Origin of the sequence: Streptomyces spororaveus (genome assembly GCF_016755875.1) — a bacterium.
GTDB classification, from domain to species: Bacteria; Actinomycetota; Actinomycetes; order Streptomycetales; family Streptomycetaceae; genus Streptomyces; species Streptomyces spororaveus.
This window is the reverse complement of the sequence record NZ_BNED01000005.1, coordinates 3,331,274-3,355,185: the sequence shown is the minus strand read 5'-3', so window position 1 is coordinate 3,355,185 and position 23,912 is coordinate 3,331,274. Positions and strand designations below refer to the sequence as shown.

General features: G+C 72.0%; 22 protein-coding genes. 8 read left to right on the top strand and 14 right to left on the bottom strand.

The features are described 5' to 3' along the window. Positions 1-53: 53 nt before the first annotated feature. Positions 54-284 (bottom strand): type II toxin-antitoxin system antitoxin, encoded by a 231-nt coding sequence (locus Sspor_RS17200; RefSeq protein ID WP_202199933.1) that lies wholly within the window; start codon positions 282-284, stop codon positions 54-56. After that, positions 281-1,189, bottom strand: a complete 909-nt coding sequence (locus Sspor_RS17195) for an SPFH domain-containing protein (RefSeq protein WP_202199932.1) — start codon at positions 1,187-1,189, stop codon at positions 281-283. The genes Sspor_RS17200 and Sspor_RS17195 overlap by 4 nt, the downstream gene beginning before the upstream one ends. A 232-nt stretch (positions 1,190-1,421) precedes the next feature. Between Sspor_RS17195 and Sspor_RS17190 the strand changes: the two genes are divergently transcribed. After that, positions 1,422-3,695 carry a transglycosylase domain-containing protein gene (locus tag Sspor_RS17190; protein ID WP_202199931.1) on the top strand — a complete coding sequence of 758 codons (2,274 nt, stop codon included), beginning with the start codon at positions 1,422-1,424 and terminating at the stop codon, positions 3,693-3,695. 65 nt (positions 3,696-3,760) lie between these two features. Here Sspor_RS17190 and Sspor_RS17185 read toward each other — a convergent pair whose 3' ends face one another. The 3 genes from Sspor_RS17185 to Sspor_RS17175 form a co-directional block, all read right to left on the bottom strand. Then, positions 3,761-6,073: a SpoIIE family protein phosphatase gene (locus Sspor_RS17185; protein WP_202199930.1), complete on the bottom strand. Its 2,313-nt coding sequence runs from the start codon at positions 6,071-6,073 to the stop codon at positions 3,761-3,763. A gap of 309 nt (positions 6,074-6,382) precedes the next feature. Beyond that, positions 6,383-7,102 carry a cytidylyl-2-hydroxypropylphosphonate hydrolase gene (gene fomD / locus Sspor_RS17180; protein ID WP_202199929.1) on the bottom strand — a complete coding sequence of 240 codons (720 nt, stop codon included), beginning with the start codon at positions 7,100-7,102 and terminating at the stop codon, positions 6,383-6,385. Positions 7,103-7,214: 112 nt separating this feature from the next. Next, entirely contained in the window at positions 7,215-8,618 is a 1,404-nt protein-coding gene (locus Sspor_RS17175; RefSeq protein WP_202199928.1) for a class II fumarate hydratase, read from the bottom strand. Between the two features lie 133 nt (positions 8,619-8,751). Here Sspor_RS17175 and Sspor_RS17170 point away from each other — a divergent pair, with 133 nt between their 5' ends. Together Sspor_RS17170 and Sspor_RS17165 are read left to right on the top strand one after the other, a co-directional pair. Continuing rightward, complete coding sequence (locus Sspor_RS17170; RefSeq protein ID WP_372499724.1) at positions 8,752-10,257, top strand: ricin-type beta-trefoil lectin domain protein; 1,506 nt, start codon at positions 8,752-8,754, stop codon at positions 10,255-10,257. A 138-nt stretch (positions 10,258-10,395) separates the two neighbouring features. Further along, entirely contained in the window at positions 10,396-10,932 is a 537-nt protein-coding gene (locus Sspor_RS17165; protein ID WP_202199926.1) for a hypothetical protein, read from the top strand. Positions 10,933-10,956: 24 nt separating this feature from the next. Here Sspor_RS17165 and Sspor_RS17160 read toward each other — a convergent pair whose 3' ends face one another. The 4 genes from Sspor_RS17160 to Sspor_RS17145 all read right to left on the bottom strand — a co-directional run bounded on the left by Sspor_RS17160 (position 10,957) and on the right by Sspor_RS17145 (position 15,073). Continuing rightward, positions 10,957-11,730: a glycerophosphodiester phosphodiesterase gene (locus Sspor_RS17160; RefSeq protein WP_237403901.1), complete on the bottom strand. Its 774-nt coding sequence runs from the start codon at positions 11,728-11,730 to the stop codon at positions 10,957-10,959. A 205-nt stretch (positions 11,731-11,935) separates the two neighbouring features. After that, entirely contained in the window at positions 11,936-12,544 is a 609-nt protein-coding gene (locus Sspor_RS17155) for a hypothetical protein (RefSeq protein ID WP_202199925.1), read from the bottom strand. Between the two features lie 175 nt (positions 12,545-12,719). Beyond that, the gene (locus Sspor_RS17150) at positions 12,720-13,241 is read right to left on the bottom strand and encodes a hypothetical protein (RefSeq protein WP_237403900.1); all 522 of its coding nucleotides are present in this window, start codon (positions 13,239-13,241) and stop codon (positions 12,720-12,722) included. A 167-nt stretch (positions 13,242-13,408) separates the two neighbouring features. Beyond that, the gene (locus tag Sspor_RS17145; protein ID WP_202199923.1) at positions 13,409-15,073 is read right to left on the bottom strand and encodes a fumarate hydratase; all 1,665 of its coding nucleotides are present in this window, start codon (positions 15,071-15,073) and stop codon (positions 13,409-13,411) included. A 150-nt stretch (positions 15,074-15,223) separates the two neighbouring features. On the opposite strand from Sspor_RS17145, the gene Sspor_RS17140 reads away from it, so the two are divergent. The 3 genes from Sspor_RS17140 (at position 15,224) to Sspor_RS17130 (ending at position 17,105) form a co-directional block, all read left to right on the top strand. Further along, positions 15,224-15,898: a DUF1707 SHOCT-like domain-containing protein gene (locus tag Sspor_RS17140; RefSeq protein WP_202199922.1), complete on the top strand. Its 675-nt coding sequence runs from the start codon at positions 15,224-15,226 to the stop codon at positions 15,896-15,898. Positions 15,899-15,974: 76 nt separating this feature from the next. Then, positions 15,975-16,574, top strand: a complete 600-nt coding sequence (locus Sspor_RS17135) for a TIGR03086 family metal-binding protein (RefSeq protein WP_202199921.1) — start codon at positions 15,975-15,977, stop codon at positions 16,572-16,574. A 132-nt stretch (positions 16,575-16,706) separates the two neighbouring features. Then, positions 16,707-17,105, top strand: coding sequence for a WhiB family transcriptional regulator (locus tag Sspor_RS17130; protein ID WP_372499725.1), 399 nt, complete (start codon positions 16,707-16,709; stop codon positions 17,103-17,105). Positions 17,106-17,248: 143 nt separating this feature from the next. Here Sspor_RS17130 and glpX read toward each other — a convergent pair whose 3' ends face one another. Beyond that, positions 17,249-18,280 (bottom strand): class II fructose-bisphosphatase, encoded by a 1,032-nt coding sequence (gene glpX, locus Sspor_RS17125; protein WP_030712049.1) that lies wholly within the window; start codon positions 18,278-18,280, stop codon positions 17,249-17,251. Between the two features lie 237 nt (positions 18,281-18,517). Between glpX and Sspor_RS17120 the strand changes: the two genes are divergently transcribed. Further along, positions 18,518-19,036, top strand: a complete 519-nt coding sequence (locus tag Sspor_RS17120; protein ID WP_202203701.1) for a DUF4245 domain-containing protein — start codon at positions 18,518-18,520, stop codon at positions 19,034-19,036. 121 nt (positions 19,037-19,157) lie between these two features. On the opposite strand, the gene Sspor_RS17115 is transcribed toward Sspor_RS17120, so the two are convergent. The 4 genes from Sspor_RS17115 to Sspor_RS17100 all read right to left on the bottom strand — a co-directional run bounded on the left by Sspor_RS17115 (position 19,158) and on the right by Sspor_RS17100 (position 22,794). After that, positions 19,158-19,751 (bottom strand): malonic semialdehyde reductase, encoded by a 594-nt coding sequence (locus Sspor_RS17115; protein ID WP_202199920.1) that lies wholly within the window; start codon positions 19,749-19,751, stop codon positions 19,158-19,160. Between the two features lie 97 nt (positions 19,752-19,848). Continuing rightward, positions 19,849-20,067 carry an exodeoxyribonuclease VII small subunit gene (locus Sspor_RS17110; protein ID WP_202199919.1) on the bottom strand — a complete coding sequence of 73 codons (219 nt, stop codon included), beginning with the start codon at positions 20,065-20,067 and terminating at the stop codon, positions 19,849-19,851. A 54-nt stretch (positions 20,068-20,121) separates the two neighbouring features. After that, on the bottom strand, positions 20,122-21,381 hold the full coding sequence (xseA, locus tag Sspor_RS17105; protein WP_202199918.1) for an exodeoxyribonuclease VII large subunit: 1,260 nt from the start codon (positions 21,379-21,381) through the stop codon (positions 20,122-20,124). Positions 21,382-21,414: 33 nt separating this feature from the next. Beyond that, positions 21,415-22,794 carry an APC family permease gene (locus Sspor_RS17100; protein WP_202199917.1) on the bottom strand — a complete coding sequence of 460 codons (1,380 nt, stop codon included), beginning with the start codon at positions 22,792-22,794 and terminating at the stop codon, positions 21,415-21,417. Between the two features lie 95 nt (positions 22,795-22,889). Here Sspor_RS17100 and Sspor_RS17095 point away from each other — a divergent pair, with 95 nt between their 5' ends. After that, complete coding sequence (locus tag Sspor_RS17095) at positions 22,890-23,894, top strand: 4-hydroxy-3-methylbut-2-enyl diphosphate reductase (RefSeq protein ID WP_030712035.1); 1,005 nt, start codon at positions 22,890-22,892, stop codon at positions 23,892-23,894. Positions 23,895-23,912 lie beyond the last annotated feature (18 nt).

The window sequence follows — 23,912 nt, the reverse complement described above, 5'->3', positions numbered from 1 at the left end:
CTGACGCCGTACGCCCGGTGGGGCCGGATCTCCGGCCCCACCGGGCGTACAGGTCACTCCGAGGCTTTCGGGGGGCGTCCCCGGCGCGGGATGGGGCCGGGCGCCGAGGGGAGCCGGCCGGTCTCGGCGAGGGCCCGGCGGAGCAGGAACTCGATCTGCGCGTTGGCGCTGCGCAGTTCCTCGCCCGCCCAGCGGGCCAGCGCGTCGTACACCTGCGGGTCGAGCCGCAGCAGCACCTGCTTGCGCGCCTGCCGGCCCGCCGGCTTCTCCTCGCCGGGGCTCACTGGTAGAGGGTTCCCGTGTTGACCACCGGCTGCGCGGCGCGGTCGCCGCACAGGACGACCATCAGGTTCGAGACCATGGCCGCCTTGCGCTCCGGATCCAGGTCCACGATGTCCTGCTCGGCCAGCCGGGTCAGTGCCAGTTCCACCATGCCCACCGCGCCCTCCACGATCTGCTTGCGCGCCGCCACGACCGCGCCGGCCTGCTGGCGCTGGAGCATCGCGGAGGCGATCTCCGGAGCGTACGCGAGGTGCGTGAAGCGGGACTCGATGATGTGCACTCCGGCCGCGTCGACGCGGTCGTGCAGTTCGGCCGCCAGCTTCTCGGTGATCTCCTCGGCGTTCCCGCGCAGCGACAGGCCGCCCTCCTCGTGCGCGTCGTAGGGGTACTCGATGGCGATGTGCCGGACGGCCGCCTCGGTCTGGGTCTCGACGAACTCCGTGAAGTCCTCGACCTCGAAGGTGGCCCGGGCGGTGTCCTCGACCCGCCACACCACGACCGCCGCCAGCTCGATCGGGTTGCCGTAGGCGTCGTTGACCTTCAGGACGGCCGTCTCGTGGTTGCGCACCCGGGTGGAGATCGCCCTGCGGGAGGTCAGCGGGTTGACCCAGCGCAGCCCGTCGGTGCGGACGGTGCCCTTGTAGCGGCCGAACAGCTGGACGACGCGGGCCTCGCCCGGCGCCACCGTGTTCAGCCCGCACATGGCGAACAGGGCGGCGAGGCCCAGGAGTACGCCGAGTGCTATCAGCGTCACCTTGGCCGCGGCGGCCGCGACCGCCGCGCCGGCCACGATCAGGCCCGCGCCCGCGACCAGACCCAGCAGGCCGAGCAGCAGCGCCAGGCCGCCGCCGACACTGCGCGCGGTGAACTCCCGTACTCCGTCAGGGGTGGCGATTTCGTTCGTCATGGTTTGCCCCGTTTCTCAGCTCACGGCCGATCGGGCCGTCTAGCAAAGTGATATCACTTTTTTGCGCTACGGCAACCCTTCGGCTTAGGTGAGCGTCGGTTCCAGTGATGTGGGTGCTGATTCTCACGTCCGAAATGACCGGAAATGGCCATGGTTGGCCAACTTTTCTCACAGCCTGCGGTGTTAGCTTTCTGAGCTGACGTCGGGGGGGTAATCGAGCGGAGCGGGAGCGATGGGCCGAGCAGAAGTGCGTAAGGCGCAGCAGCAGCGCGGTGCGCGGCGTGCGCCGAGCGGACGCGCGCAGGGCACCAAGGGAAGCGGAAGTGCCGGTAAACGCACCGGCATACGACGCTTCTTCACCTGGAAGAAGGTCCTGGGCACGTTCTTCGGGCTGGCCCTGCTCGGCATGGGCGCGCTGGTCGCCCTGTACTTCTACGTGGACGAGCCGGACCCCAACAAGCAGGCGCTCCAGCAGAGCAACGTCTACAAGTACTCAGACGGCACGATCATGGCCAGCAAGGGCAAGGTCAACCGCGAGATCCTGGCGATCGACAAGATCCCGATGGACGTGCAGGAAGCGTTCATCGCGATCGAGAACAAGTCGTTCCGCAAGGACCAGGGCGTGGACTTCAAGGGTCTGGCCCGCGGTCTGTGGAACACGGCCACCGGGCGCGGCAAGGCCGGTGGCTCCACGATCACCCAGCAGTACGTCAAGAACTACTACCTGACCCAGGACCAGACGGCGACCCGCAAGCTCAAGGAGCTGGTGATCTCCCTCAAGGTCGACCAGCGGATGAAGAAGCCCGAGATCCTCGCGGGCTACCTGAACACCAGCTACTTCGGACGCGGCGCGTACGGCATCCAGGCGGCCGCCCAGGCCTACTACGGCGTCGACGTCGGCCAGTTGACGCTGGAGCAGGGCGCCTACCTCGCCACCCTCGTCCAGGCCCCCAGCCAGTACGACTGGTCGACCGCCAGCGAGGACACCAAGAAGCGGATCACGATCCGCTACAACGCCACGCTCGTGAACATGGTCGACATGGGCAAGCTGGACGAGGCCAAGCGCCAGACGCTGAAGTTCGCGGAACCGCAGCCGCCGCAGCCGCCGATGGGCATGGACGGCCAGAAGGGCTACCTGGTCCAGGCCGCCGAGGCCGAACTCAACGCCCAGGGCGTCGAGAAGAAGCTGATCGACGCCGGCGGCTGGACCTTCACGCTGAACATCGACGCGAAGAAGCAGGAAGCGCTCGAGAAGGCCGTCCAGGACGAGCTGGAGTCCAAGCTCGACCGCAAGGACACCAAGGGCAAGCCCCAGGACCAGAGCGTGCAGGCCGGCGCCACCTCCGTGGACCCGAAGACCGGCGCGATCGTCGCGATGTACGGCGGCACGAGCCTGAAGGACCACTGGTCCAGCAACGCCCTGCGCAAGGACTACCAGCCGGGCTCGACCTTCAAGCCGGTCGTGCTCGCCTCCGCCCTGGAGAACGGGGCGAAGACCCAGGACGACAAGCCGATCACGCCGAACGCGCTCTACGACGGCACCAGCAAGCGCGCCGTCCTCGGCAGCGACATCCCGTTCGCCCCGCAGAACCAGGAAGACCGCAACTTCGGCACGCCGATGATGACGGTCCAGGAAGCGACCAACTACTCGGTCAACTCCGTCTACGCGCAGATGATCGTGGACGTCGAGCCGCGCAACGTGAAGAAGACGGCCCTGGCCCTCGGCATGCAGGACCGTCCGGGCTGGCCCGAGGACAAGCCGGCCATGTCGCTCGGCACCATGAGCGCCAATACCGTGGAAATGGCGGGCGTCTACGCCACCTTCGACAACCACGGCAAGAAGGTCACGCCGACCATCATCAAGAAGGCCGAGCACAAGGACCGCGAGGTCGAGCCGGCCCAGCCCATCGGCTCCCAGGCCATCAGCCGCAAGACCGCCGACACCGTCACCAAGGTACTCACGGGCGTCGTCAACGACGACGGCGGCTCCGGTAACAAGGTCCGCAGCAGCGCCTACGAGGCCGCCGGCAAGACCGGTACCACCGAGAACAACGTCTCCGGCTGGTTCTCCGGGTTCACCCCGGAACTGGTCACGGTCGTCGCGATCTTCGGTGAGGAGCCCGTCACCGCCAAGCAGGTCACCCTGACCGGTACCGCCGGCCTCGGCCGCCTGGGCGGTTCCAGCTTCCCCGCCTCGATCTGGAAGGCGTACACGCTCGCCGTCCTCAAGGGCAACGCAGGCAAGTTCCAGCTGAGCGAGGCGGAGATGGGCGCCGTGCAGACGCCGTCCCGCAGCGCCTCGCCGACGCCGTCGACGTCGCCGACCTCCAGCGCCCCGGCGGCCAGCAGCAGCCCGCCGGCGTCCCCGACGCCGACCCCGACGCCCACGGCGACCAAGACCACGCCGACGTCGCCGACCCCGACGACGCCGACCCCGACGCCCACGGCGACCAAGACCACCGGTCCCAAGCCGCCGGACCCGCCGGTGCTGGTCCCCGAGCGCTAGCCCCGACAGACCGCCGCCCCGCAGCCTTCAGGCTGCGGGGCGGCGGTCTTTTCGTTCTCGCGCGATCAGCGCCGTTCGGGCCTGCCCGGCAGCGACAGCTCGAACCAGACGACCTTGCCGCTGCTGAGCCGCGTCGCGCCCCAGCGCCGGGCCATCCGGTTGACCAGGAACAGGCCGCGGCCGCCCTCGTCGGTGTCCCGCGCCCGGCGCTGGCGCGGCAGCTGCGGCGAGTCGTCGCCGACCTCGCAGCGCAGTACGTCCGTACGCAGCAGACGCAGCGTCACCGGCCGCTCCGCGTACCGCACGGCATTGGTGACCACCTCGCTGACCAGGAGCTCCAGCGAGTCGCTCAGCTCCTCCAGGCCCCACCGGGTCAGGGCACGGCGGGCGAACCGGCGGGCCCGGCCCGGGGCGGTCTCCTCCGGGTCCAGGAACCAGTACGCGACGTCGCTGGGCGCGATCCCGTCGAACCGGGCCGCGAGCAGCGCGATGTCGTCGTCCCGGTCACCCGGGCCGAGCATGTCCAGCACGTCGTCGCAGAGCGCCTCCAGCGGCGGCGGGTGGTCCAGGCCGGTCAGCTGGGCGGTGGTGGCCAGGCGCTCGCGGAGCTGCTCGATGCCGGTCCACACGTCCCGCAGGCGCGATTCCACCAGGCCGTCGGTGTAGAGCAGCAGCGTGCCCCCGGCCGGCGCGTCCAGCTCCACGGCCTCGAAGTCGACACCGCCGACGCCGATGGGGGCGCCGGGGGGTACCCGGAGCACCTCGGCGCGGCCGCCCAGGTGCAGCAGCACCGGCGGCGGATGGCCCGCGTTGGCGATGGTGATCCGGTGCGCGACGGGATCGTAGACCGCGTACAGGCAGGTGGCCATCCGGTCGGAGCCGAGGCGCTGCGCCTGCTCGTCCAGGTGGTGCAGGACCTCGGCGGGCGGCAGGTCCAGCTGCGCGAGGGTCTGCGCGGTCGTGCGCAGCTGGCCCATGATCGCGGCGGAGGTCATGGAGTGGCCCATGACGTCGCCCACGACCAGCGCGACCCGGCTGCCGGGCAGCGGTATGGCGTCGTACCAGTCGCCGCCGACCCGTGCCGTCTCGGCGGCGGGCAGGTAGCGGGAGGCGAGCCGCACCCCGGTGGGCTGCGGGAGGCTGTCGGGCAGCATGGTGCGCTGCAACTCGTCGGCGATGTAGGCCTCACGGCCGTACAGGACCGCCTTGTCGATGCCGAGCGCGGTGTGGGTGGCCAGCTGGGCGGCGACCAGCAGGTCGTTCTGCTCGAAGGCGGGACGCTCCGGGCTGCGCAGGAACACGGCGGCGCCGATCACCCGGCGGCGGCCGCGCAGCGGCGCGAGGACGGCCCGGTTGCCGCCCGGCAGCGGGTGGTCCACGCCGAGCAGCTCGGGCAGCGCTGCCTTGGCGGCGGCGGAGGACCCGAAGACGGGCCGTACGCCGCGCAGCACCTCGGCGAGCGCGCCGCCGGGCCGGATCTCGCACAGCTCGGCCGCGGGCAGGTCACCCTGCGGGCCGACCAGCGGCAACTGGCTGAAGTCGAGCTCGCCGGTGGCCCCCGCGGCCCCGGCGAGGTCCATCCCCGCGCCGATGGTGCTGCTGATGTCCGTCAGGTCGTCGATCGGCCGGAGCCGGTCGGTGCGCCGGAGCCTTAAAACGACCGGCCCGAGAGGCCGCTCGTCGCCGACCGGCAGCGGGTCGCGCAAGTAGACGAGGATGGCGTCCGAGAAGGTCGGCACGGTGGCCCGGCACAGGCCCAGCACGATCTCGTCGAGGTCGATGCCGCGGGCGATCCGCCGGGTGGCGGCCCCGACGAAGCGCAGCCGGTCGCCTTCACGGCGCGCGGCGGACACCTCGCCGACCGGGACGGCGCCGCCTCCGTGACGGCCGGCCCCGCCGGCTCCGTGCGCTCCCGTCCCCGCCGCGCCGTCGCCGCTCGCGCCGGGGGCGGTGAGGCCGCCGTCCTCGTCCACCAGGTCGTCGCTGTCTCCGCGCGGGCGCGGGGGCTCGACGGCACCGCCCGGTCCGCCCGCGCCGGCGGCCGGGTCGCGGGTGGTCGCACCGGGCCGCGGGCGCGCCGCGTCCCGGCCGGGCTCCGCCGCGGCCGGTACCTCGCCCGGGACGGCCGCGTTGCGGCGGGGCCGGGGAAGTCCGGCGCTGCCGCCCGCGCCCGCCGCGGACCGGGCCGCGCGCGCGTCGGAGGCCGCCGCGGCGGCCGCGCCGTCCGGCTCCGCCGAGGCGGCGGCACCGGTGGCCGCGGCATGCGTGCGTACGGCCTCGGCGGCGGCGATGGGCGCCTTGCCGTGGCCGGCCTCGTCCGTACCTCCGCCGGAGGCGACGGGCTGCGGGCCCTCCTGGGAGGTGGGGTACTCCGTCACGCGTGGATTTCCGTCCGTTTGCGCTCGATGTGCGCTGCACACAACTCGGTCAGTCGCGGTATACCCGCTCAGCGGCCCGGGCACCATCGCCCCGAGGTTCCTGCCCCAAACTTCTCTCCCAACCTCCGGCCGGGAGGTGCCCCTGACGGACCCCCGCCCCCTCGTCACCTCTGGTCGTGCGCCTGACCTCCGGTCACATCCGCCGCTCGGTACGCCACTTGCGCAGCGGCGGACCGACCGCACCGTCCCGCGCACATGACCTCGTGGAGGACGATCCTACGTTTGAACCCTGGGGGCGCATCAAGGGTCTCATGAGCTCATATGCGCCGGGGTGCGGTCCCAGTCGTCCGGAAGGGGTGGAATGCTCCAGGCCGGATCAGGCCTCCAGTCCTCCCAGCCGCCGGAGAACGGGGCGCCCCATTCCTCGATGAGCCCGACCGCCGCGCGGCCCGCCTCCCGTACCCGGTCGGCCTGCTCACGGTCCATCAGGCCGCACCGCTGCGCCTGCGCGAACTCGTCCTCGTCCAGCCAGTTCCAACTGCGGTCCGGATAGACGGCGATGTCCAGGAAGTGGTCCACGGAATCCACCCCGCCGGCCCAGCGCGAGCGCGGCTCCTCCAGGTTCACGTACCAGTTCTTGAACTGCCAGCCGGGGCCCCAGAACAGCCACACGGACCAGGAGTCGCCGGGCCGGGCCAGTTTCAGGACACCGCCGCCGAACCAGCGCGACCGTGCGGTGGTCCGCGGCGCCGTGTAGCGGGTGGCGAGCGGTTCCTCGTGGACGGACGTGCCGTCGGCGAGGACCGGCTTCACGCACTCGGTGCCGGGGGCCATCCACACCGCCAGCAGCTCCTCCGTGTCCTGGACCACGGTCACCGGGCGGCAGATGTGGACCGGGCCCTTCAGCCCCGGGGCGTGGTCGCGGTAGCGCCAGAGGATCTGCTCCCCGGGCGCCCAGCGCGGGCCCTGCGCGGGGCTCGGCGGCGCGCTCCGCGCCGCGGAGCCCCCGGGCTCGGAAGTACCTGTCATGCGCAGATCTTAGGGCGGGGGTCCCCGGGCCCGCTGCGGCGCAGGTCACCGGGGTGTTCGGAGAGCGGAATCGACCGGATCCGGACCCCGCCCGCGGATGTGGCCGGACGGGTCAGGGATGCGTCATCCGGAGCACGTCGAGGGCCTCGTCGAGCTGCTCCAGAGTGAGGGCGCCGCGCTCCACGTAGCCGGACTCAAGGACCACCTCCCGGATCGTCCTGCGCTCGGCGAGGGACCTCTTGGCGACCTTGGCGGCCTCCTCGTAGCCGATGTAGCGGTTGAGCGGGGTGACGACGGAGGGCGAGGACTCTGCGTACTCCCTGGCCCGGGCCTCGTTGGCGGTGATTCCGTCGATCGTGCGGTCGGCCAGCAGACGGCTCACCGTGCCGAGCAGGCGGATCGATTCGAGGAGGTTCCTGGCCATCACCGGGAGCATCACATTGAGCTCGAAGTTGCCGGCCGCGCCCGCCACGGCGACGGTGGCGTCGTTCCCCATGACCTGGGCGGCGACCATCAGGACGGCCTCCGGGACCACCGGATTGACCTTCCCGGGCATGATCGAGGAGCCCGGCTGGAGATCGGGGAGATTGATTTCGGCCAAACCGGTGCGCGGTCCGGACGCCATCCAGCGAAGGTCGTTGGAGATCTTGGTGAGGGACACGGCGACCGTACGGAGCATTCCGGAGGTCTCCACGAGCGCGTCCCGGGCCCCCTGCGCCTCGAAGTGGTCGCGGGCCTCGGTCAGCGGCAGCCCGGTCGTGGCGGCGACCTCGGCGATCACCGCGGCGGAGAACCCGGGCGGGGTGTTGATGCCGGTGCCCACCGCCGTGCCGCCCAGCGGCAGCTCGGCCAGCCGGGGCAGGGCCGCCCGCAGCCGCTCGACGCCGTAGCGGATCTGGACGGCGTACCCGCCGAACTCCTGGCCGAGGGTGACCGGGGTGGCGTCCATGAGGTGGGTGCGCCCGGCCTTGACGACCTGCGCGAACTCGGCGGCCTTGCGCTCCAGCGCGGCCGCCAGGTGTTCCAGGGCCGGGATCAGCTCACCGGTGACGGCGGCGGTGGCGGCGATGTGGATGGAGGACGGGAACACGTCGTTGGAGCTCTGCGACGCGTTGACGTGGTCGTTGGGATGGACTTCGCGGCCCAGGCGCTCGGTGGCCAGGGTGGCGATCACCTCGTTGGTGTTCATGTTGGACGAGGTTCCGGAGCCGGTCTGGAAGACGTCCACGGGGAAGTGGTCGTCCCAGCGGCCGTCCGCGACCTCGGCGGCGGCGGAGCGGATCGCGTCGGCGACCTCCTGGTCCACCACGCCGAGCTTCGCGTTCACCACGGCGGCGGCCGCCTTGATCCGGGCCAGTGCCTCGATGTGGGCGCGCTCCAGCCGCTGCCCGGAGATGGGGAAGTTCTCGACCGCGCGCTGGGTCTGGGCGCGCCATTTCGCGTGCCGGGGCACCCGTACGTCGCCCATGGAGTCGTGCTCGGTCCGGTACGCGTCGGCCTGCTGGTCATCCGTCATGTGTGAAGCCTCCTCAATAAGTTGAGCAATTGTCTTGTTCGAAGTGTTCCCAACTCCCCTACCGGCCAGTAAATACCGGGGGTAACACTCAGATCCGGGGAGGCGTTCCATGGCACGTGCCCGTACGAGACCCATGCTCAGATCTACCTTCGCCGCCGTCGCGGCGATCGCGGCCGCCCTGGGAGGTGTCACCGCCGTCACCCCCATGGCCCAGGCGGCGCCCGCCCCCGGGGCCGCCGTCGCGCCGCTGTCGCCCGAGCTGGAGGCCATCCGGGCGGCGGAGGCGACCAAGATCTACGGCGACCCCGCCGTGCGCCCGCCGAACGAGCGGAAAACTGGCCTGATCTCGCTGGGCGACAGCGAGATTTCGGGCGAGGGCGTCGGCACCTACGACCCCGCGACCAACACCCCGGACAACCAGTGCCACCGCTCGCCGGACGCGGCGATCCACCGCACCGGCATACCGGCCGACCTGACCTTCAACGTCGCCTGCTCCGGCGGCTACACCGGCAACATCAGGATCGGCGGCAGCAAGCAGTACGCCGACGAGCTGGTCCAGAGCGACAACCTGGCCGTCAAGGCGCGCAACACGAAGATCAAGATGGTGCTGCTGGTCGCCGGGGCCAACGACGACCTGCAGTTCGGCCCCGTCATGACCGACTGCGTGACCCGCTGGGTGCTCGGCCAGGGCACCTGCGAGCCCAAGTACGGCCCCGGCTGGCAGGCCCGCGTCGACGGCCTGAAGCCCAAGGTCGAGGCCACGGTCGCCGACCTCAGGACCGTCATGCGCGACGCCGGCTACGCCGACTCCGACTACAAGCTCGTCGTGATGGGCTACCCGAGCCCCATCGGGCCCGACTTCCACGACAACCCGAACTTCCCCGGCAAGCTCCCCGGCGGCTGCGCGGGCTACGACTCCGACGCCGCGTGGGGCCGCAACTACGCGGTGCCCGCGTTCGAGAAGGGCATGCGCGCGGCGGCCCTCGCCTCCGGCGCGGTCTACCTGGACAACTCGCGGCTGTTCCACGGCCACGAGGTGTGCATGGAGGACACCTGGGCCCGTGGCCTCTACCTGGACCTCGGGGACCACTTCCCGTGGGACGAGAACACCGCCCGGCAGTCCTTCCACCCCAACTACCGGGGCCACGGCGCCTTCGCGTCCTGTCTGACCCAGCTCTACGACTCGGGCCTGCGCGAGGCCTCCTGCGCCGACCCCGCGAGCACCGGTACGCCCGTTCTCCGGGCCGGATCCTGGGACGCCGCGTTCAAGCCCCTGAAGAACGAGGCGACCGGCACCTGCCTCGACTCCTTCGGCGGCTCCAGCGCCAACGGGACCAGGATCGTCGGCTGGGACTGCCACGGCGGCCGTAACCAGGGCTGGTGGTACGACAGCGCCCGCACGTCCCTCCACGTCGAACTCACCCAGGACCGCTGCCTCGACGCCCCCGGCGCCGACTACGGCTCCGGCACCGCCCTGATCATCTGGAACTGCCACGGCGGCGCGAACCAGCGGTTCGTCCGCGACGGCGCCACCTTCCGGCCCGCCGCCGCCCCGGGCATGTGCCTGACGGTGGCCGCCGCCCACGAGCCGCTGCGCCTGCAGACCTGCAACGGATCCGCCGACCAGCGCTTCGCATAACCGCCCCGCACCCACGAACCCCCCACGCCCGGCCGGCGCACCCCGGCCGGGTGTTTCCGTGCCGGGCCGCGGGCCGAACGCGACGCCCTCACGTTCGACGAACGTATGTCCGCTGCTCGGAGGGGGTGTTGTGGCAGGGTGACCGTGGCGCCCCGCCCCTCGGCGGGCGCCTGCCTGAAGCACCGTTTCCACGTAAGGGTGAGTCCGATCCTCGTAGCAGCCGCAGCCGTCCTCCTGGCCCTCCCGGCCGGCGCCTTCCTGCTCGTCAAGGCGGTGCACCTGGTGGCGACCCAGAGGCCGGGCATGAGCCGCGGCGCCGTCGGCCCCTGGGTGGAAGGGGCCGTCGCCTGTCTGTGCCTCGCCGTCCTCGCCTTCGCCGTGGGCGGCCTCAGCGGGCTCAACTCCCGCCCCACGCGGCCCTGCCTCGAAGAACGCGCGGCACAGTTCGGCCCCGAGTCCCACCGGACCCCCGACGGCGACATAAAGATCACTTCGCGGAGCTTCCCCCTGTCGAAGGTGTGCGACTTCCCCGACGGCACCAGCGTCGAGCTCGTCCCGATCTGGGCCAATCCCCTGATCGTGATCGCGCTGGCCGGCGTCGCCGCCTGCGGCGTGGGCGCCGTACGCGCCCGCTCCTCGGCGAGGTCCCCGCGCACCGCGGGGCAGCGGGCCTGACCGGCCCGGCCTGCGGGCCGCGGGTCAGCGGGCCTCGAGCTGCTCCCGTACCTGCTTGGGCCGGTTGGTGATGATCGTGTCCACGCCGAGGCGCACGCACAGCTCCACGTCCTGCGGCTCGTCCACCGTCCACACCCGCACCGACAGCCCCTTCGCCTTGAGCCGGGCCACCAGCCCCGGGTCCCGGCGTACGAGGTCGATGCCCGGGCCCGCGTGGGTCGCGTAGGGCGGGCGCACCGGCCTGACCCTGTGCTCGATGAGGAACACGGTCGGCAGGCCCGGCGCGAGCCGGTGCGTCCGGACCAGCGCGTTCCGGGAGAAGCTCATCACCTCGACGCGGCCGGTGGAGCCGTCCGCCAGCCCGTACTCCCCGAGCATCCGGACCAGCTCGGCCTCCAGCCGGCCGCCCGCCCGGGTCGGGTGCTTGGTCTCGACGGCGAGCCCGACCGGCCGGGGCGCGGCCAGCGCCTCCCGGAGCAGGTCCTCGAAGAGCAGCACCCGGGCCCCGGCGTGCCCGGCCCCCTTCCACGCCCCGAAGTCGAGCGCGGAGAGCTCCGCGTACGTCATCTCGGAGACCACCCCGCGCCCGTCGGAGGTCCGCTCGACCCGCCGGTCGTGCACGCACACCAGCTTGTGGTCGGCGGTGAGCCGTACGTCGCATTCGAGCGCGTCGGCCCCGTCGGCGATGGCCTGCCGGTAGGCGGCGAGGGTGTGCTCGGGGTGCTCGTGGGACGCCCCGCGGTGGGCGACGACCCGGACGGCGCGGGCGGTGGCGGGGAGCATGGACTGCCGGTTCATGGAAGAAACGGTATCCGGATGCGGTGGCCGGCCCGGTGCCGCGTGCCGTCCGGACGGCGGAACGGAAGATGTACGGGACGACCCGCTGTCGGCGGCAGCCGGCCGTGGACCGGTGGGCGGCCGCACCGGGGTGGCCGCCGCGCGGTGGGCGGGGGACCGGGCCACCCCCGTTGAGGCCCGGTACCCGTCGGGTCCGACGCCGTGACTACGGCTTCGGCCGCGGGGCCAAGGGCGCCGGGGTGACCTTGAAGCCGCCCTTGGTGACCTCGGTGAAGGGGGCCGGGGCCATGCACGTGCCCACGCGGGGCTCGGCCACCGAGCCGTCGGGCTGTACGTCGACGTTGGCGATGCCCCACGAGAAGCCCACCCGGTCGGGGCCGCCGCGCTCGCCGTCCTGGACGCTGATCCCGATCCGCTTGCCCTCCCAGCCGACGTTCGAGGACGTGACCACCGCGGTGACCGTGGCCGTCTTGCCGCCGGTGACCATGCAGTCCACCTCCGCCTCGGCGACGCCGGTGAAGTTCGCGTCGGGCATGGCGTGGTAGACGGTCACCTTGCCGCGCGCGTCGACCGGCATGCCCTGTTCCCCGCCCGGGGCCGGGAAGGGCCTGCTCCACGGGGCGGCGTCGGCGTCGACGGTGAAGCGGATGTCGTGCTCCTTCGGGACGTAGGGGTAGGCCACCGTCCCGCCGCCGTGCACCGAGGCGAGCTTCGGCGCGGCCGGTGCGGCCGGCGCCGGGGCAGCGGCGATCAGGGTGGCCGCGAGGGCGGCGGCGGTTCCGGCCAGGATGAGGGCGCGCTTGCGGTTCTTCATCGTGAACTCCCTGTGAAAGGTGGCCCGTTCGGGTACGGGAACAGCCTCGCCGGGAGCCCGCCGCCCTGCCATCTGCCGATGGGCGGACATGCCTGAGGGTGTCTCCCCCGAACGGGGGAGACACCCTCGGACGGTCCTGTTCCCGTCGATCAGCCCGTCGGCCGGTCGTCGGCGGTCACCCCAGGGCGGAGTCCGCCGCCACGTGGAAGACCCGCGAGAGGCCCGCACGCACGGCACCCCGCCTGGTCAGTACGGACCGGTCGACCCCCGCGAAGACGAGGGCGAGCGCGATGTCGGCCCCGAGGGCCCGGCCGGTCACGCGCACGTCGACGCGCTTCCACTTGGCGATGCCCGATTCCTTGACCTTGACGGTGACACCGCGGTCCTGGTGGTCCGCCTCGCGCATGAGGACGTACTCCCGGCGGCTGACCGCCCAGAGCCGGTACCGGTCGCCGGCGTGCCCCATGTGCAGGGCGCGGCCCCGATGCGTGGCCCCCCACCGGTTCCGCTTCAGGTACACCACGGCGTCCCCGATGCGCAGCGTCGCCCCGTTCAGAGTCGGCCGTTCGGTGACCATCACCTGGATGCCGCGCGATTCGAAGACGCCCCGGGGGATGTGCTCGCCGGTGACCTCGGCGGCGCGGACGTCGTCGGCCGCGTGCGGCAGCGAGGCGACCGTGATCTCGCCCCACTCCATGGACGTCCCCTGCCAACCGGACCGGCGAGGCTGCCCCTTCCCGCCGCCCTGCCACGTGCTCAGTGCGAACGGGGTGCTCCGGGTGTGCATGTCCCTGCCCTTCCAGCGGAACGGGGTCGGCTGGGTGCCCGGTGACGTCGAAACGCCCCCGGGCCCCGGCCGTCGCGCTACAGACCCGGGCCGCGGACCGGGATGTGGGTGAAGGTCGGCTCCGGGGCCGGGTTCTGGAAGAAGTCGTTGCCCTTGTCGTCCACGACGATGAAGGCCGGGAAGTCCTCGACCTCGATCTTCCAGACCGCCTCCATGCCGAGCTCCTCGTACTCCAGGACCTCGACCTTCTTGATGCAGTCCTGGGCCAGGCGCGCGGCCGGGCCGCCGATCGAGCCCAGGTAGAAGCCGCCGTGCGTGCCGCAGGCGTCCGTCACCTGCTGGGAGCGGTTGCCCTTGGCCAGCATGACCTTGGAGCCGCCCGCGGCCTGGAACTGCTCGACGTACGAGTCCATGCGGCCGGCCGTGGTCGGGCCGAAGGAGCCCGACGCGTAGCCCTCGGGGGTCTTCGCGGGGCCCGCGTAGTAGACCGGGTGGTCCTTCAGGTACTGCGGCATCTCGGCGCCCGAGTCCAGCAGTTCCTTGATCTTGGCGTGCGCGATGTCGCGGGCCACGACCAGCGGGCCGGTCAGGGACAGGCGGGTCTTCACCGGGTGCTTCGTGAGCGTTGCCAGGATGTCGTCCATCGGCTGGTTCAGGTCGATGGAGACGACGTCCGAGGCCTCGTTCAGGTGCTCGTCCGTGGTGTCCGGCAGGAAGCGCGCCGGGTCCGTCTCCAGCTGCTCCAGGAAGACGCCCTCGGCGGTGATCTTCGCGGTGGCCTGGCGGTCCGCGGAGCAGGACACGGCGATCGCGACCGGCAGGGACGCGCCGTGGCGCGGGAGGCGCACGACGCGGACGTCGTGGCAGAAGTACTTGCCGCCGAACTGCGCGCCGATGCCGATCTTCTGGGTCAGCTCGAAGACCTGCTGCTCCAGGTCGAGGTCCCGGAAGCCGTGGCCGAGCGGGGAGCCCTCCGTGGGGAGCTCGTCGAGGTAGTGGGCCGAGGCGTACTTCGCCGTCTTGAGCGCGTGCTCCGCCGAGGTGCCGCCGACCACGATCGCCAGGTGGTAGGGCGGGCAGGCCGCCGTGCCGAGCGAGCGGATCTTCTCCTCCAGGAACTTCATCATGGAGGCCTCGTTGAGGACCGCCTTGGTCTCCTGGTAGAGGAAGGACTTGTTGGCGGAGCCGCCGCCCTTGGCCATGAAGAGGAACTTGTACGCGCCGCCGTCGGTCGCGTACAGCTCGATCTGCGCGGGCAGGTTCGAGCCGGTGTTCTTCTCCTCCCACATGGTGATCGGCGCCATCTGCGAGTAGCGCAGGTTGAGGCGGGTGTACGCGTCGTAGATGCCGCGCGAGAGCGCCGCCTCGTCGCCGCCCTCGGTCAGCACGTTCTGGCCGCGCTTGCCCATGACGATCGCCGTGCCCGTGTCCTGGCACATCGGCAGGACGCCGGCCGCCGCGATGTTCGCGTTCTTGAGGAGGTCGAGCGCGACGAACTTGTCGTTCGAGGAGGCCTCGGGGTCGTCGATGATGCGGCGCAGCTGCGCGAGGTGCGCGGGGCGCAGGAAGTGCTGGATGTCGTGGATGGCCTCTTCGGCGAGCTTGCGCAGCGCCTCCGGCTCGACCTTGAGGAACGTACGGCCGTCCGCCTCGAAGGTGGACACGCCCTCGGCGGTCACCAGCCGGTATGGGGTGGTGTCCTCGCCCAGGGGCAGCAGGTCGGTGTACGCAAACTCTGGCATGACGGCAGTCATTCCTCACTCGGCAGACGGCGCTGGCGACCAATTGGCAGCGCGGTTGTCCAGCGTAGGACCTTCCCGCGGGGGCGTGTCTGTGAGGTAAGGCTCACTCGGCAGTATCGCGATCTATCGTGTCTGGCTATGCTGGGCGTCGTGGACCTGGAAAAGCACCCCGCCGCCCCCGCCCCCGCCCCTGCGGCCTCCGCCCCCGCCGGGCTGCGCGCCTCCGACGCGGACCGGGACCGGATCGCGCAGATCCTCGGCGATGCCGTGGCCGAAGGCCGGCTGACGGCCGAGGAGCATTCCGACCGTCTGGACACGCTGTACGCGGTCAAGACCGTGGGCGAGCTGGAAGCGCTCGTACGGGATCTGCCCGCGCCCGGCGGCGTCCATGCCTCCCCGGTGTACGCGGCCCCCTCCTCCGCCCCGGGCGGTCCCGCCGAGACGATAGTGGCGGTGTGCAGCAGCTCGGCCCGCAAGGGCCGCTGGCGGCCGGGCGCGCAGACCCGGGCGATCTCCGTCATGGGCGACATCACCATCGACCTCACCGAGGCGGTCTTCGAGCAGCAGGTCACCGAGATCAACGTGACCTGCGTCCTCGGCAGCGTCGAGGTCCTGGTCCCGGAGAACGTCACCCTGCGCGGCTACGGCAGCGGGGTCCTCGGCAACTTCGAGGTGCGTGGCGAGGGCCGCGGGGAGAGCGACCCGCAGGCGCCGGTGGTGATCGTCAGGGGCTTCGCCCTGCTCGGCAACATCGAGGCGCGCCCCAAGCTCGGTGCCCGGCTGGTGGACCTCGCCCGCAAGCTGCGCAAGCGCCTGGACGGCTGACCCCGGAGGCTCGACGGGCCGGGGATCCAACGGAATTCGGCCGACGAGCGACAAGACACCCCCTAGTGTCCGGTTCATGACGACAACCACGTGGGAATTGCTCGACCAGGCGTACGAGACGCTGCGCGAGGCCGTCGCGGGGGTGCCCGCCGACGGCTGGGGCCGCCCGACCCCCTGCACGCAGTGGAACGCCGCCCAGGTCCTCCGGCACGCCGCGGGCGACCAGCTCGCCTACGCCGCCCGCCTGACCGGCGGGCCCGGGCCCGCCGAGGACCCCTTCGCGCCTTCCGGCACCCTGGCCGGCCCGCCGCGGAGCCTGCTGGATCCCGCGCTCGCGGCCGCTGCCGAGGCCTTCGCCGGGGTCGCCCCCGCAGACCCCGCGGTGGCGGTGCCGCTGCCGCCGTTCTCCGTACCGGCCGAGACGGCCGTCGGCGCCGCCGCCCTCGACGCCGCCGTGCACGCCTGGGACATCGCCGTTGCCACGGGCCGCCCCCCGGCCCTGACCGACGCGCTGGCCGCCGCCCTGCGCCCGGCCGCCGACGCCCTCACCGAGCCGCTGCGCGGCTTCGCCTACGGCCCGGCGTTCCCCCTCGCGCCCGGCGCGGACCAAGGCGCGGCGGCCGCCCTGCTGGCCTTCCTCGGACGGGATCCGGGATGGGCCGCACCCGCGGCGTGACGGTCCGGCCGGTGGGGTCTCCTTTCGGACGAACCCCCGGCGGCCGGTGGCGCGCGGTGCATAGGGGCGCGTACAGCGGGTAGGGACAGGTGCGTCGTCTCTCGCTCACGTATACGTCGTCAGGAGTAGACCGTGCCGCATCCGCCGCATCAGTCCTTGCAGGTAGCCGCCGTCCAGAGTTTTCCGGGGCGTGCGGCGGCCGTGCCGAAGCCGCGGGTGCCGGCGAGGGCGGAAGACGGCCCATGGCATGCGGAGGCGGTGTGCCGCCGAGACGAGGCGGGGCTCTTCTTCGCGCCGTCCAAGGAGCCGACCGCGGCCCGGCTCTCCCGCGAGGAGGCCGCCAAGCGCGTCTGCGCCCGCTGCCCGGTGATGGTCGCCTGCCGGGAGCACGCACTGCTCCAGCCCGAGCCGTACGGGGTGTGGGGCGGGCTCACCGCGGCCGAGCGCCGGGTGGTGCTGGCGCGGATGCGCCGCAGGGCCGCCGAGCTGCGCCAGGCCCCGGGTACCGGGCCGATCGCCGCGGCGGGCTGAGCCGGTCGCAGGCCGACCGTGGTCGGCCGCCGAGGCACCGGACGCAGGGTGCCGGACGGCAGGGCGCCGGACGCCGGACGTGAACGTACGAGAGGGGCGGTCCCGCCGCACGCGGTGACCGCCCCTCTCGTTTGCGCCGGTGACTAGTGCGCGCGGTCGAAGTCGATCGCGCTGTACGCGCGCAGCTTCGACAGGCGGTGCGTCGAGTCGATCTGCCGGATCGTGCCCGACTTCGAGCGCATGACCAGCGAGGACGTCGTCGCGGTCTCCGAGCGGTAGTGGACGCCGCGCAGCAGCTCGCCGTCCGTGATGCCGGTGGCGACGAAGAAGACGTTCTCGCCGGACACCAGGTCGTTCGTGGTCAGGACGCGGTCCAGGTCGTGACCGGCGTCGAGCGCGCGCTGGCGCTCGGCCTCGTCCTTCGGCCAGAGCTTGCCCTGGATGGTGCCGCCGAGGCACTTTATGGCGCACGCCGAGATGATGCCCTCGGGGGTGCCGCCGATGCCGAGGAGCAGGTCGACGCCGGTGCCCTCGCGCACGGCCATGACCGAGCCCGCGACGTCGCCGTCGGAGATGAACTTGATCCGGGCGCCGGTCTCGCGGATCTCCTTGACGATGCCCTCGTGGCGGGGGCGGTCCAGGATGACCACGGTGACGTCCTCGACGGCCATGTTCTTGGCCTTGGCGACCCGGCGGATGTTCACCGAGACGGGCGCGTTGATGTCGACGAAGTCGGCGGCCTCGGGGCCGGTGACCAGCTTCTCCATGTAGAACACCGCGGACGGGTCGAACATGGTGCCGCGGTCGGCGGCCGCCAGGACGGCGATGGCGTTCGGCATGCCCTTGGCGTTCAGGGTGGTGCCGTCGATCGGGTCCACGGCGATGTCGACCTCGGCGCCCGTGCCGTCGCCGACCCGCTCGCCGTTGAAGAGCATGGGGGCCTCGTCCTTCTCCCCCTCGCCGATGACGACGACGCCGTTCATCGAGACGGTGGAGATCAGGGTGCGCATCGCGTTGACCGCGGCACCGTCCGCGCCGATCTTGTCGCCGCGTCCGACCCACCGGCCCGCGGCCATGGCGGCGGCCTCGGTGACCCGTACGAGTTCCAGTGCGAGGTTGCGGTCGGGGGCCTCCGGAGAGACTTCGAGCTGGGGCGGCAGGTTGTGCTCGGTCATCGGAGCGCACCTTTCTGTACGGCGACGGCCGGGAAGTGAGGGTGCTGGAACTCTATCGGTACGTCGACATATTGAGCAGGGCGGGTCACGTATGAGCGGCATATCGGTCAGCCGATTGTCCTGAGCGGACGTCTTGCGGTCCTCCGGGACTCTCCAGGGTCCGCCGACACGCGCCGCACCGCGACCCCGGCGGTGATCGCCGCCCCGGGATGCGGGACGATGGGTCCCGTGGCAGGTATGAAAGGCAAGCAGACGGTCTGGGACATGGTCCGGTCGCTGGGGGTGATCGGCATCGTCGTCGCCGGGATCTACCTCTTCGTCCCGCATGACGACAAGGCCGATCCGACGCACGCGGTCGACTACCGGGTGGAAACCCTGACGGCCCGGCGCGCGGCCCCGTATCCGGTGGCGGCCCCCGTGGGGCTCCAGGAGCAGTGGCGGGCGACCTCGGTGACGTACGAGCGCAAGAACGCCAACGCCTGGCACCTGGGGTTCCTCGACCCGGACCAGCAGTACGCGGCGGTGGAGCAGTCCACGGACACCTCGGCCAAGTACCTCGCCAAGGTCACCCAGCAGGCGACGGCCACCGGGCAGACGCAGCAGGTCGGCGACCAGGCCTGGGAGCGCTGGGACGGCGAGAAGTACGACGCCCTCGTGCGGCAGGAGCAGGGCTACGTCACGGTGGTGACCGGGACGGCCTCCTTCGAGCAGCTCGGCACGCTTGCGGCGGCGCTGGAGTTCAAGCAGGGCAAGTAGCGCGGGCCGCGCCTCACCGGGCGCGGGCCGCGCCCGCCGTCGCGCGCGCGACATGCGAAAAGGGCCGTGCGCCCCGGTAATCCCGGGGCGCACGGCCCTTTTCGCATGTCCGCGGCGACGGTCAGACGGTCGTGACGACCTCGTCGTACGCCAGGCGCGGGGAGCGGTCGAACCAGGCACCCTCGGCCGCCGGCTTGCCGATGTTGACGATCATCAGCGGGGTGTGGTCGGCGTCCAGGAACTCCTTCTGGATGCCGGCGAGGTCGGCGCCGGTCATCGGACCCGCGGCCAGGCCGGCGGCGCGGACGCCGACGATGAAGTAGGCGGCCTGCAGCGCGGAGTTGAGCAGGGCGGACTGCTCACGGACCGGGCGCTCGGCGAAGAACATGTCCTTGGCCTGCGGGAAGTGCGGCAGCAGTGCCGGGAGCTCCTCGTGGAACTCGTTGTCCGCGGAGAGGATCGCGACCAGCGGCGCGGCGGCGGTCTTGGCCTGGTTGCCCTCGGCGAGGTGCTTCACGAGGCGCTCGCGGGCCTCGGGGGAGCGGACCAGGGTGATGCGCAGCGGGGTCTGGTTGAAGGCGGTGGGGCCGAACTTCACCAGCTCGTAGATCGCCTGGACCTGCTCCTCGGTGACCGGCTCGTCGGTGAACGAGTTGGCCGTGCGGGCCTCGCGGAACAGCAGGTCCTGCGCGGCGGAGTCAAGAACGAGAGACATCGGAAAGCCTTCTTCCATACGGAGGTGAAGCGATGTCCCCGACTCTACGGCGGAGGTAGATGAATTTTCAACTAAATCGGCCTCCGGGTGACCGGGCTCACTCCTCCCCGGCCGGCTCGCGCGCCGCGAGCGCCGAGTCCAGGCGGGCCCGGGCCCCCTCCAGCCAGTGCCGGCACACCTTCGCCAGCTCCTCGCCGCGCTCCCACAGCGCGAGGGAGTCCTCCAGCGAGGTCCCGCCCGCCTCCAGCTTGCGGACGACCTCGATGAGCTCGTCGCGGGCCTGCTCGTAGCCCAGCGCCGTTCCGGCCTCTGTCATTCCCGTATCCATCCTCTGTGTGTCGTGCGACCACGTGATTGCGGCCGTGTGTCGCTATTCCGAAGCGGCCGTCGCGGCAGGGGCTTCAGGGGCTTCAGGGACCCCGAGCGACGAGACCTCCACCGAGAAGGTGCCCTCCGCCACCCGCGCGCGCAGCACGTCGTGCGCAGCCACCTCCTGCGGCGAGCGCACCACGTGCCCGTCGGCCCGCTGGAGCACGGCGTACCCCCGCTCCAGGGTCGCCGCCGGGGACAGCGCCACCACCCGGGCGAGGGTGTGGGCGAGCTCCGAGTCGGCCCGGTCCAGCAGGTGCCCCAGCGTGCGCCGGGCACGGGCCAGCAGGGCGTCCAGCTCGTCCTCGCGGATCTCCACCATCCGCTGGGGGTGGACGAAGACCGGCCGGGCCAGGGCGTGCGCGAGGCCCCGCTCCTCCCGGTCGAGCAGCCCGGTGACCGCACGCAGCCCCCGGGCCTGCAGCTGGCGTACGCGCTCCAGCTCCTCGCCGACGTCCGGGACCACCTTCTTCGCCGCGTCCGTGGGCGTGGAGGCCCGGACGTCCGCGACCAGGTCCAGCAGCGGGGAGTCCGGCTCGTGGCCGATCGCCGAGACCACCGGGGTACGGGCCGCCGCGACCGTCCGGACCACCTCCTCGTCGGAGAAGGGCAGCAGGTCCTCCACGCTGCCGCCGCCGCGCGCCACGATGATCACGTCGACCTCGTCGATGGCGTCGAGCTCCTTGACCGCCTCAACCACCTGGGGCACCGCGTGCACCCCCTGGACGGCGACGTTGCGCACCTCGAAGCGGACCGCGGGCCAGCGGCGCCGGGCGTTCTCCAGGACATCGCGCTCGGCCGCCGAGGCCCGCCCGACCACCAGCCCGATCAGCTGCGGCAGAAAGGGCAGCGGCTTCTTGCGCTCCAGCGCGAAGAGCCCCTCGGAGGCCAGGGAGCGCTTGAGGCGCTCCAGCCGGGCGAGGAGCTCCCCGATGCCGACCGGCCGTATCTCCGTGGCCCGCAGGGACAGCTGCCCGCGCGGGGCGTACCACTCGGGCTTGGCCAGCAGCACGACCCGGGCGCCCTCGGAGACCACGTCCGCGACCTCGTCGAAGACCTGGCGGAAGCAGGTCACGCTGACGGAGATGTCGTGCGAGGGGTCGCGCAGCGTCAGGAACACCACCCCCGCTCCCGGCCGCCGCGAGAGCTGCGTGATCTGCCCCTCCACCCACACCTGGCCGAGCCGCTCGATCCAGCCCCCGATGAGCCGGGACACCTGGCCTACCGGCAGCGGCGCCTCGGCCGACGTATTCAGACCCATGCACGCAGGCTATCCGGCTCCGCCGACAGTGCGTCAGGCTCCGGCGCCGGTGTCGGCCGGGAGGTCGCGGCGGCCGCGCTGGACGAGCAGGACGCCCAGGCCGACCGCCAGCCACACCGCCCCCACCAGCTGCGCCGTCCACGAGGCCTCGAAGATCACCGCGACGGTCACCGCCGCGCCCAGCACCGGCATCACCAGGTGCTTCCACCAGACCGGCGGACCCTCCCGCCGCTTGACCACGAACCAGCCCACCACCGAGGCGTGCAGCAGGGTGAAGGCCACCAGCGCCCCGACGTCCACCACCGACACCAGCTGGTCGAGCCCGTCGTCCCGGCGGGCCGCCCACACCGCCGCGACCAGCGTGATCGTGGCCGCCACCAGCAGGGCGGGCCGCGGGGTGCCGCCCGAGACCCGGGCGAGGACCCGGGGCAGCCGCCGCTCCCGGGCCATCGCGAACACCAGCCGGCCCGCCGCCGCCTGCCCGGCCAGCGCCGCGAAGGCCGCCCCGATCGCCTTGCTGACGGCCACCAGGTCGTGCAGCCAGGCGCCGGCCGCGGACTCCACCGCATCGTAGAAGGCCGGACCCTGCAGCGCCGGCTCGGCCGCCAGCTCCGCCGCGGACACGGGCATGAGCAGCGCCGCCAGATAGCTCTGGGCGACGAACAGCACCCCGGCCAGCGCCAGGCAGAACAGCACCGCCCGCGCCACCCGCTCCGAGCCGCCCGTCACCTCCTCGGCGAAGGAGGCGATCGCGTCGAAGCCCAGGTAGGACAGGACCGCGACCGACACCGCGCCCAGCACCGCGGCCGTACTGAAGCCGAGTGAGCCGTCACCCGTCAGCGGGGAGAGCCAGCCGCGCCGCGCCCCGCCCTGGACCAGTACGGTCACCGCGGCCACCAGGAAGACGAGCAGCACCAGGATCTCCATGGCCAGCACGGCGAGACCCACGCGCGCGGCCGCCCGTACGCCCCACAGGTTCAGCAGGGTGGTGATCACGACCGCCAGGGCCGTCCACACCCACCGGGAGACCTCCGGGACCAGCGCGTTCATCGCGATCCCGGAGAAGAGGTACGCGACCGCCGGGATCAGCAGGTAGTCGAGCATCGCCATCCAGCCGGCGATCAGTCCGGCGCCCTCGCCGAGGCCCTTGCGGGCGTAGGTGAAGACCGAGCCGGCCTGCGGGGCGACCCGCACCATCTGCGCGTAGGAGAAGGCCGTGAAGGCCATGGCGACGGTCGCGCAGAGGTAGACGAGGGCGACCGCGCCGTGCGACTTGGCGTCGAGCGTGCCGAAGACGCCGACCGGGGCCATGGGGGCGATGAACAGCAGCCCGTAGACGACCAGATCCCGGAAGCCCAGGCTCCGCCGCAGCGTCGCGGGCGCCGCCGCACTGGAGTCGGTAACGGAAGCCATCCGTCCTCCGGGGTCTGGGGGGTAGGGGCAGTACGGGCTTTCGGGCCAGTGTGTGCAGGACGGGGGACGCCCGGCCTGCTGGAGACCCCCGTACGATGGAGCACATGACTGCTCCCGCCCCCGCTCCCGCTTCCCGCCGTGTCCTGCTCGCCGCGCCCCGCGGCTACTGCGCGGGCGTGGACCGAGCCGTGATCGCCGTCGAGAAAGCCCTTGAGCAGTACGGTGCGCCGGTCTACGTCCGCCACGAGATCGTGCACAACAAGTACGTCGTCCAGACCCTGGAGAAGAAGGGCGCCATCTTCGTCGAGCGGACGGAGGAGGTACCCGAGGGCTCCATCGTGATGTTCTCCGCGCACGGTGTGGCGCCGGTGGTGCACGAGGAGGCGGCGCGCGGCAAGCTCGCGACGATCGACGCGACCTGCCCGCTGGTCACCAAGGTGCACAAGGAAGCCATCCGGTACGCGAACGAGGACTTCGACATCCTCCTCATCGGCCACGAGGGCCACGAGGAGGTCATCGGCACCTCCGGCGAGGCCCCGGACCACATCACGATCGTCGACGGCCCGCACGACGTGGAGAAGGTCACCGTCCGCGACGAGTCCAAGGTCGTCTGGCTCTCCCAGACCACCCTCTCGGTCGACGAGACCATGGAGACGGTCGACGCCCTGAAGACGAAGTTCCCGCTGCTCGTCTCGCCGCCGAGCGACGACATCTGCTACGCCACCTCGAACCGGCAGGCCGCCGTCAAGGTGATGGGCGCCGACTCCGACCTGGTCATCGTGGTCGGCTCGAAGAACTCCTCGAACTCGATCCGGCTCGTCGAGGTCGCCCTGGACGCCGGCGCCAAGGCCGCGTACCTGGTCGACTTCGCCAGCGAGATCGACGAGGCCTGGCTGGAGGGCGTCACCACGGTCGGCCTCACCTCGGGCGCCTCGGTGCCGGAGGTCCTGGTCGAGGAGGTCCTGGAGTGGCTGACGGTGCGCGGCTACGCGGACGTGGAGATCGTCAAGACCGCCGAGGAGTCGATCGTCTTCTCGCTGCCGAAGGAACTGCGCCGCGACCTGCGTGCCGAGGCTGCCGAACTGGTCGCCGACAAGTAACTCGTTTCGTACGGTATG

What these genes read in the sequence shown, in the direction of transcription:
- Sspor_RS17175 (WP_202199928.1), bottom strand. Translation starts at nt 8,618, where the DNA reads ATGACGGATGACCAGCAGGCCGACGCGTACCGGACCGAGCACGACTCC.
- fomD (WP_202199929.1), bottom strand. Translation starts at nt 7,102, where the DNA reads ATGACAGGTACTTCCGAGCCCGGGGGCTCCGCGGCGCGGAGCGCGCCG.
- Sspor_RS17195 (WP_202199932.1), bottom strand. Translation starts at nt 1,189, where the DNA reads ATGACGAACGAAATCGCCACCCCTGACGGAGTACGGGAGTTCACCGCG.
- Sspor_RS17135 (WP_202199921.1), top strand. Translation starts at nt 15,975, where the DNA reads ATGACGACAACCACGTGGGAATTGCTCGACCAGGCGTACGAGACGCTG.
- Sspor_RS17110 (WP_202199919.1), bottom strand. Translation starts at nt 20,067, where the DNA reads ATGACAGAGGCCGGAACGGCGCTGGGCTACGAGCAGGCCCGCGACGAG.
- Sspor_RS17170 (WP_372499724.1), top strand. Translation starts at nt 8,752, where the DNA reads ATGCTCAGATCTACCTTCGCCGCCGTCGCGGCGATCGCGGCCGCCCTG.
- Sspor_RS17095 (WP_030712035.1), top strand. Translation starts at nt 22,890, where the DNA reads ATGGAGCACATGACTGCTCCCGCCCCCGCTCCCGCTTCCCGCCGTGTC.
- glpX (WP_030712049.1), bottom strand. Translation starts at nt 18,280, where the DNA reads ATGACCGAGCACAACCTGCCGCCCCAGCTCGAAGTCTCTCCGGAGGCC.
- Sspor_RS17155 (WP_202199925.1), bottom strand. Translation starts at nt 12,544, where the DNA reads ATGAAGAACCGCAAGCGCGCCCTCATCCTGGCCGGAACCGCCGCCGCC.
- Sspor_RS17115 (WP_202199920.1), bottom strand. Translation starts at nt 19,751, where the DNA reads ATGTCTCTCGTTCTTGACTCCGCCGCGCAGGACCTGCTGTTCCGCGAG.
- Sspor_RS17100 (WP_202199917.1), bottom strand. Translation starts at nt 22,794, where the DNA reads ATGGCTTCCGTTACCGACTCCAGTGCGGCGGCGCCCGCGACGCTGCGG.
- Sspor_RS17190 (WP_202199931.1), top strand. Translation starts at nt 1,422, where the DNA reads ATGGGCCGAGCAGAAGTGCGTAAGGCGCAGCAGCAGCGCGGTGCGCGG.
- Sspor_RS17120 (WP_202203701.1), top strand. Translation starts at nt 18,518, where the DNA reads ATGAAAGGCAAGCAGACGGTCTGGGACATGGTCCGGTCGCTGGGGGTG.
- Sspor_RS17160 (WP_237403901.1), bottom strand. Translation starts at nt 11,730, where the DNA reads ATGAACCGGCAGTCCATGCTCCCCGCCACCGCCCGCGCCGTCCGGGTC.
- Sspor_RS17145 (WP_202199923.1), bottom strand. Translation starts at nt 15,073, where the DNA reads ATGCCAGAGTTTGCGTACACCGACCTGCTGCCCCTGGGCGAGGACACC.
- Sspor_RS17150 (WP_237403900.1), bottom strand. Translation starts at nt 13,241, where the DNA reads ATGGAGTGGGGCGAGATCACGGTCGCCTCGCTGCCGCACGCGGCCGAC.
- xseA (WP_202199918.1), bottom strand. Translation starts at nt 21,381, where the DNA reads ATGGGTCTGAATACGTCGGCCGAGGCGCCGCTGCCGGTAGGCCAGGTG.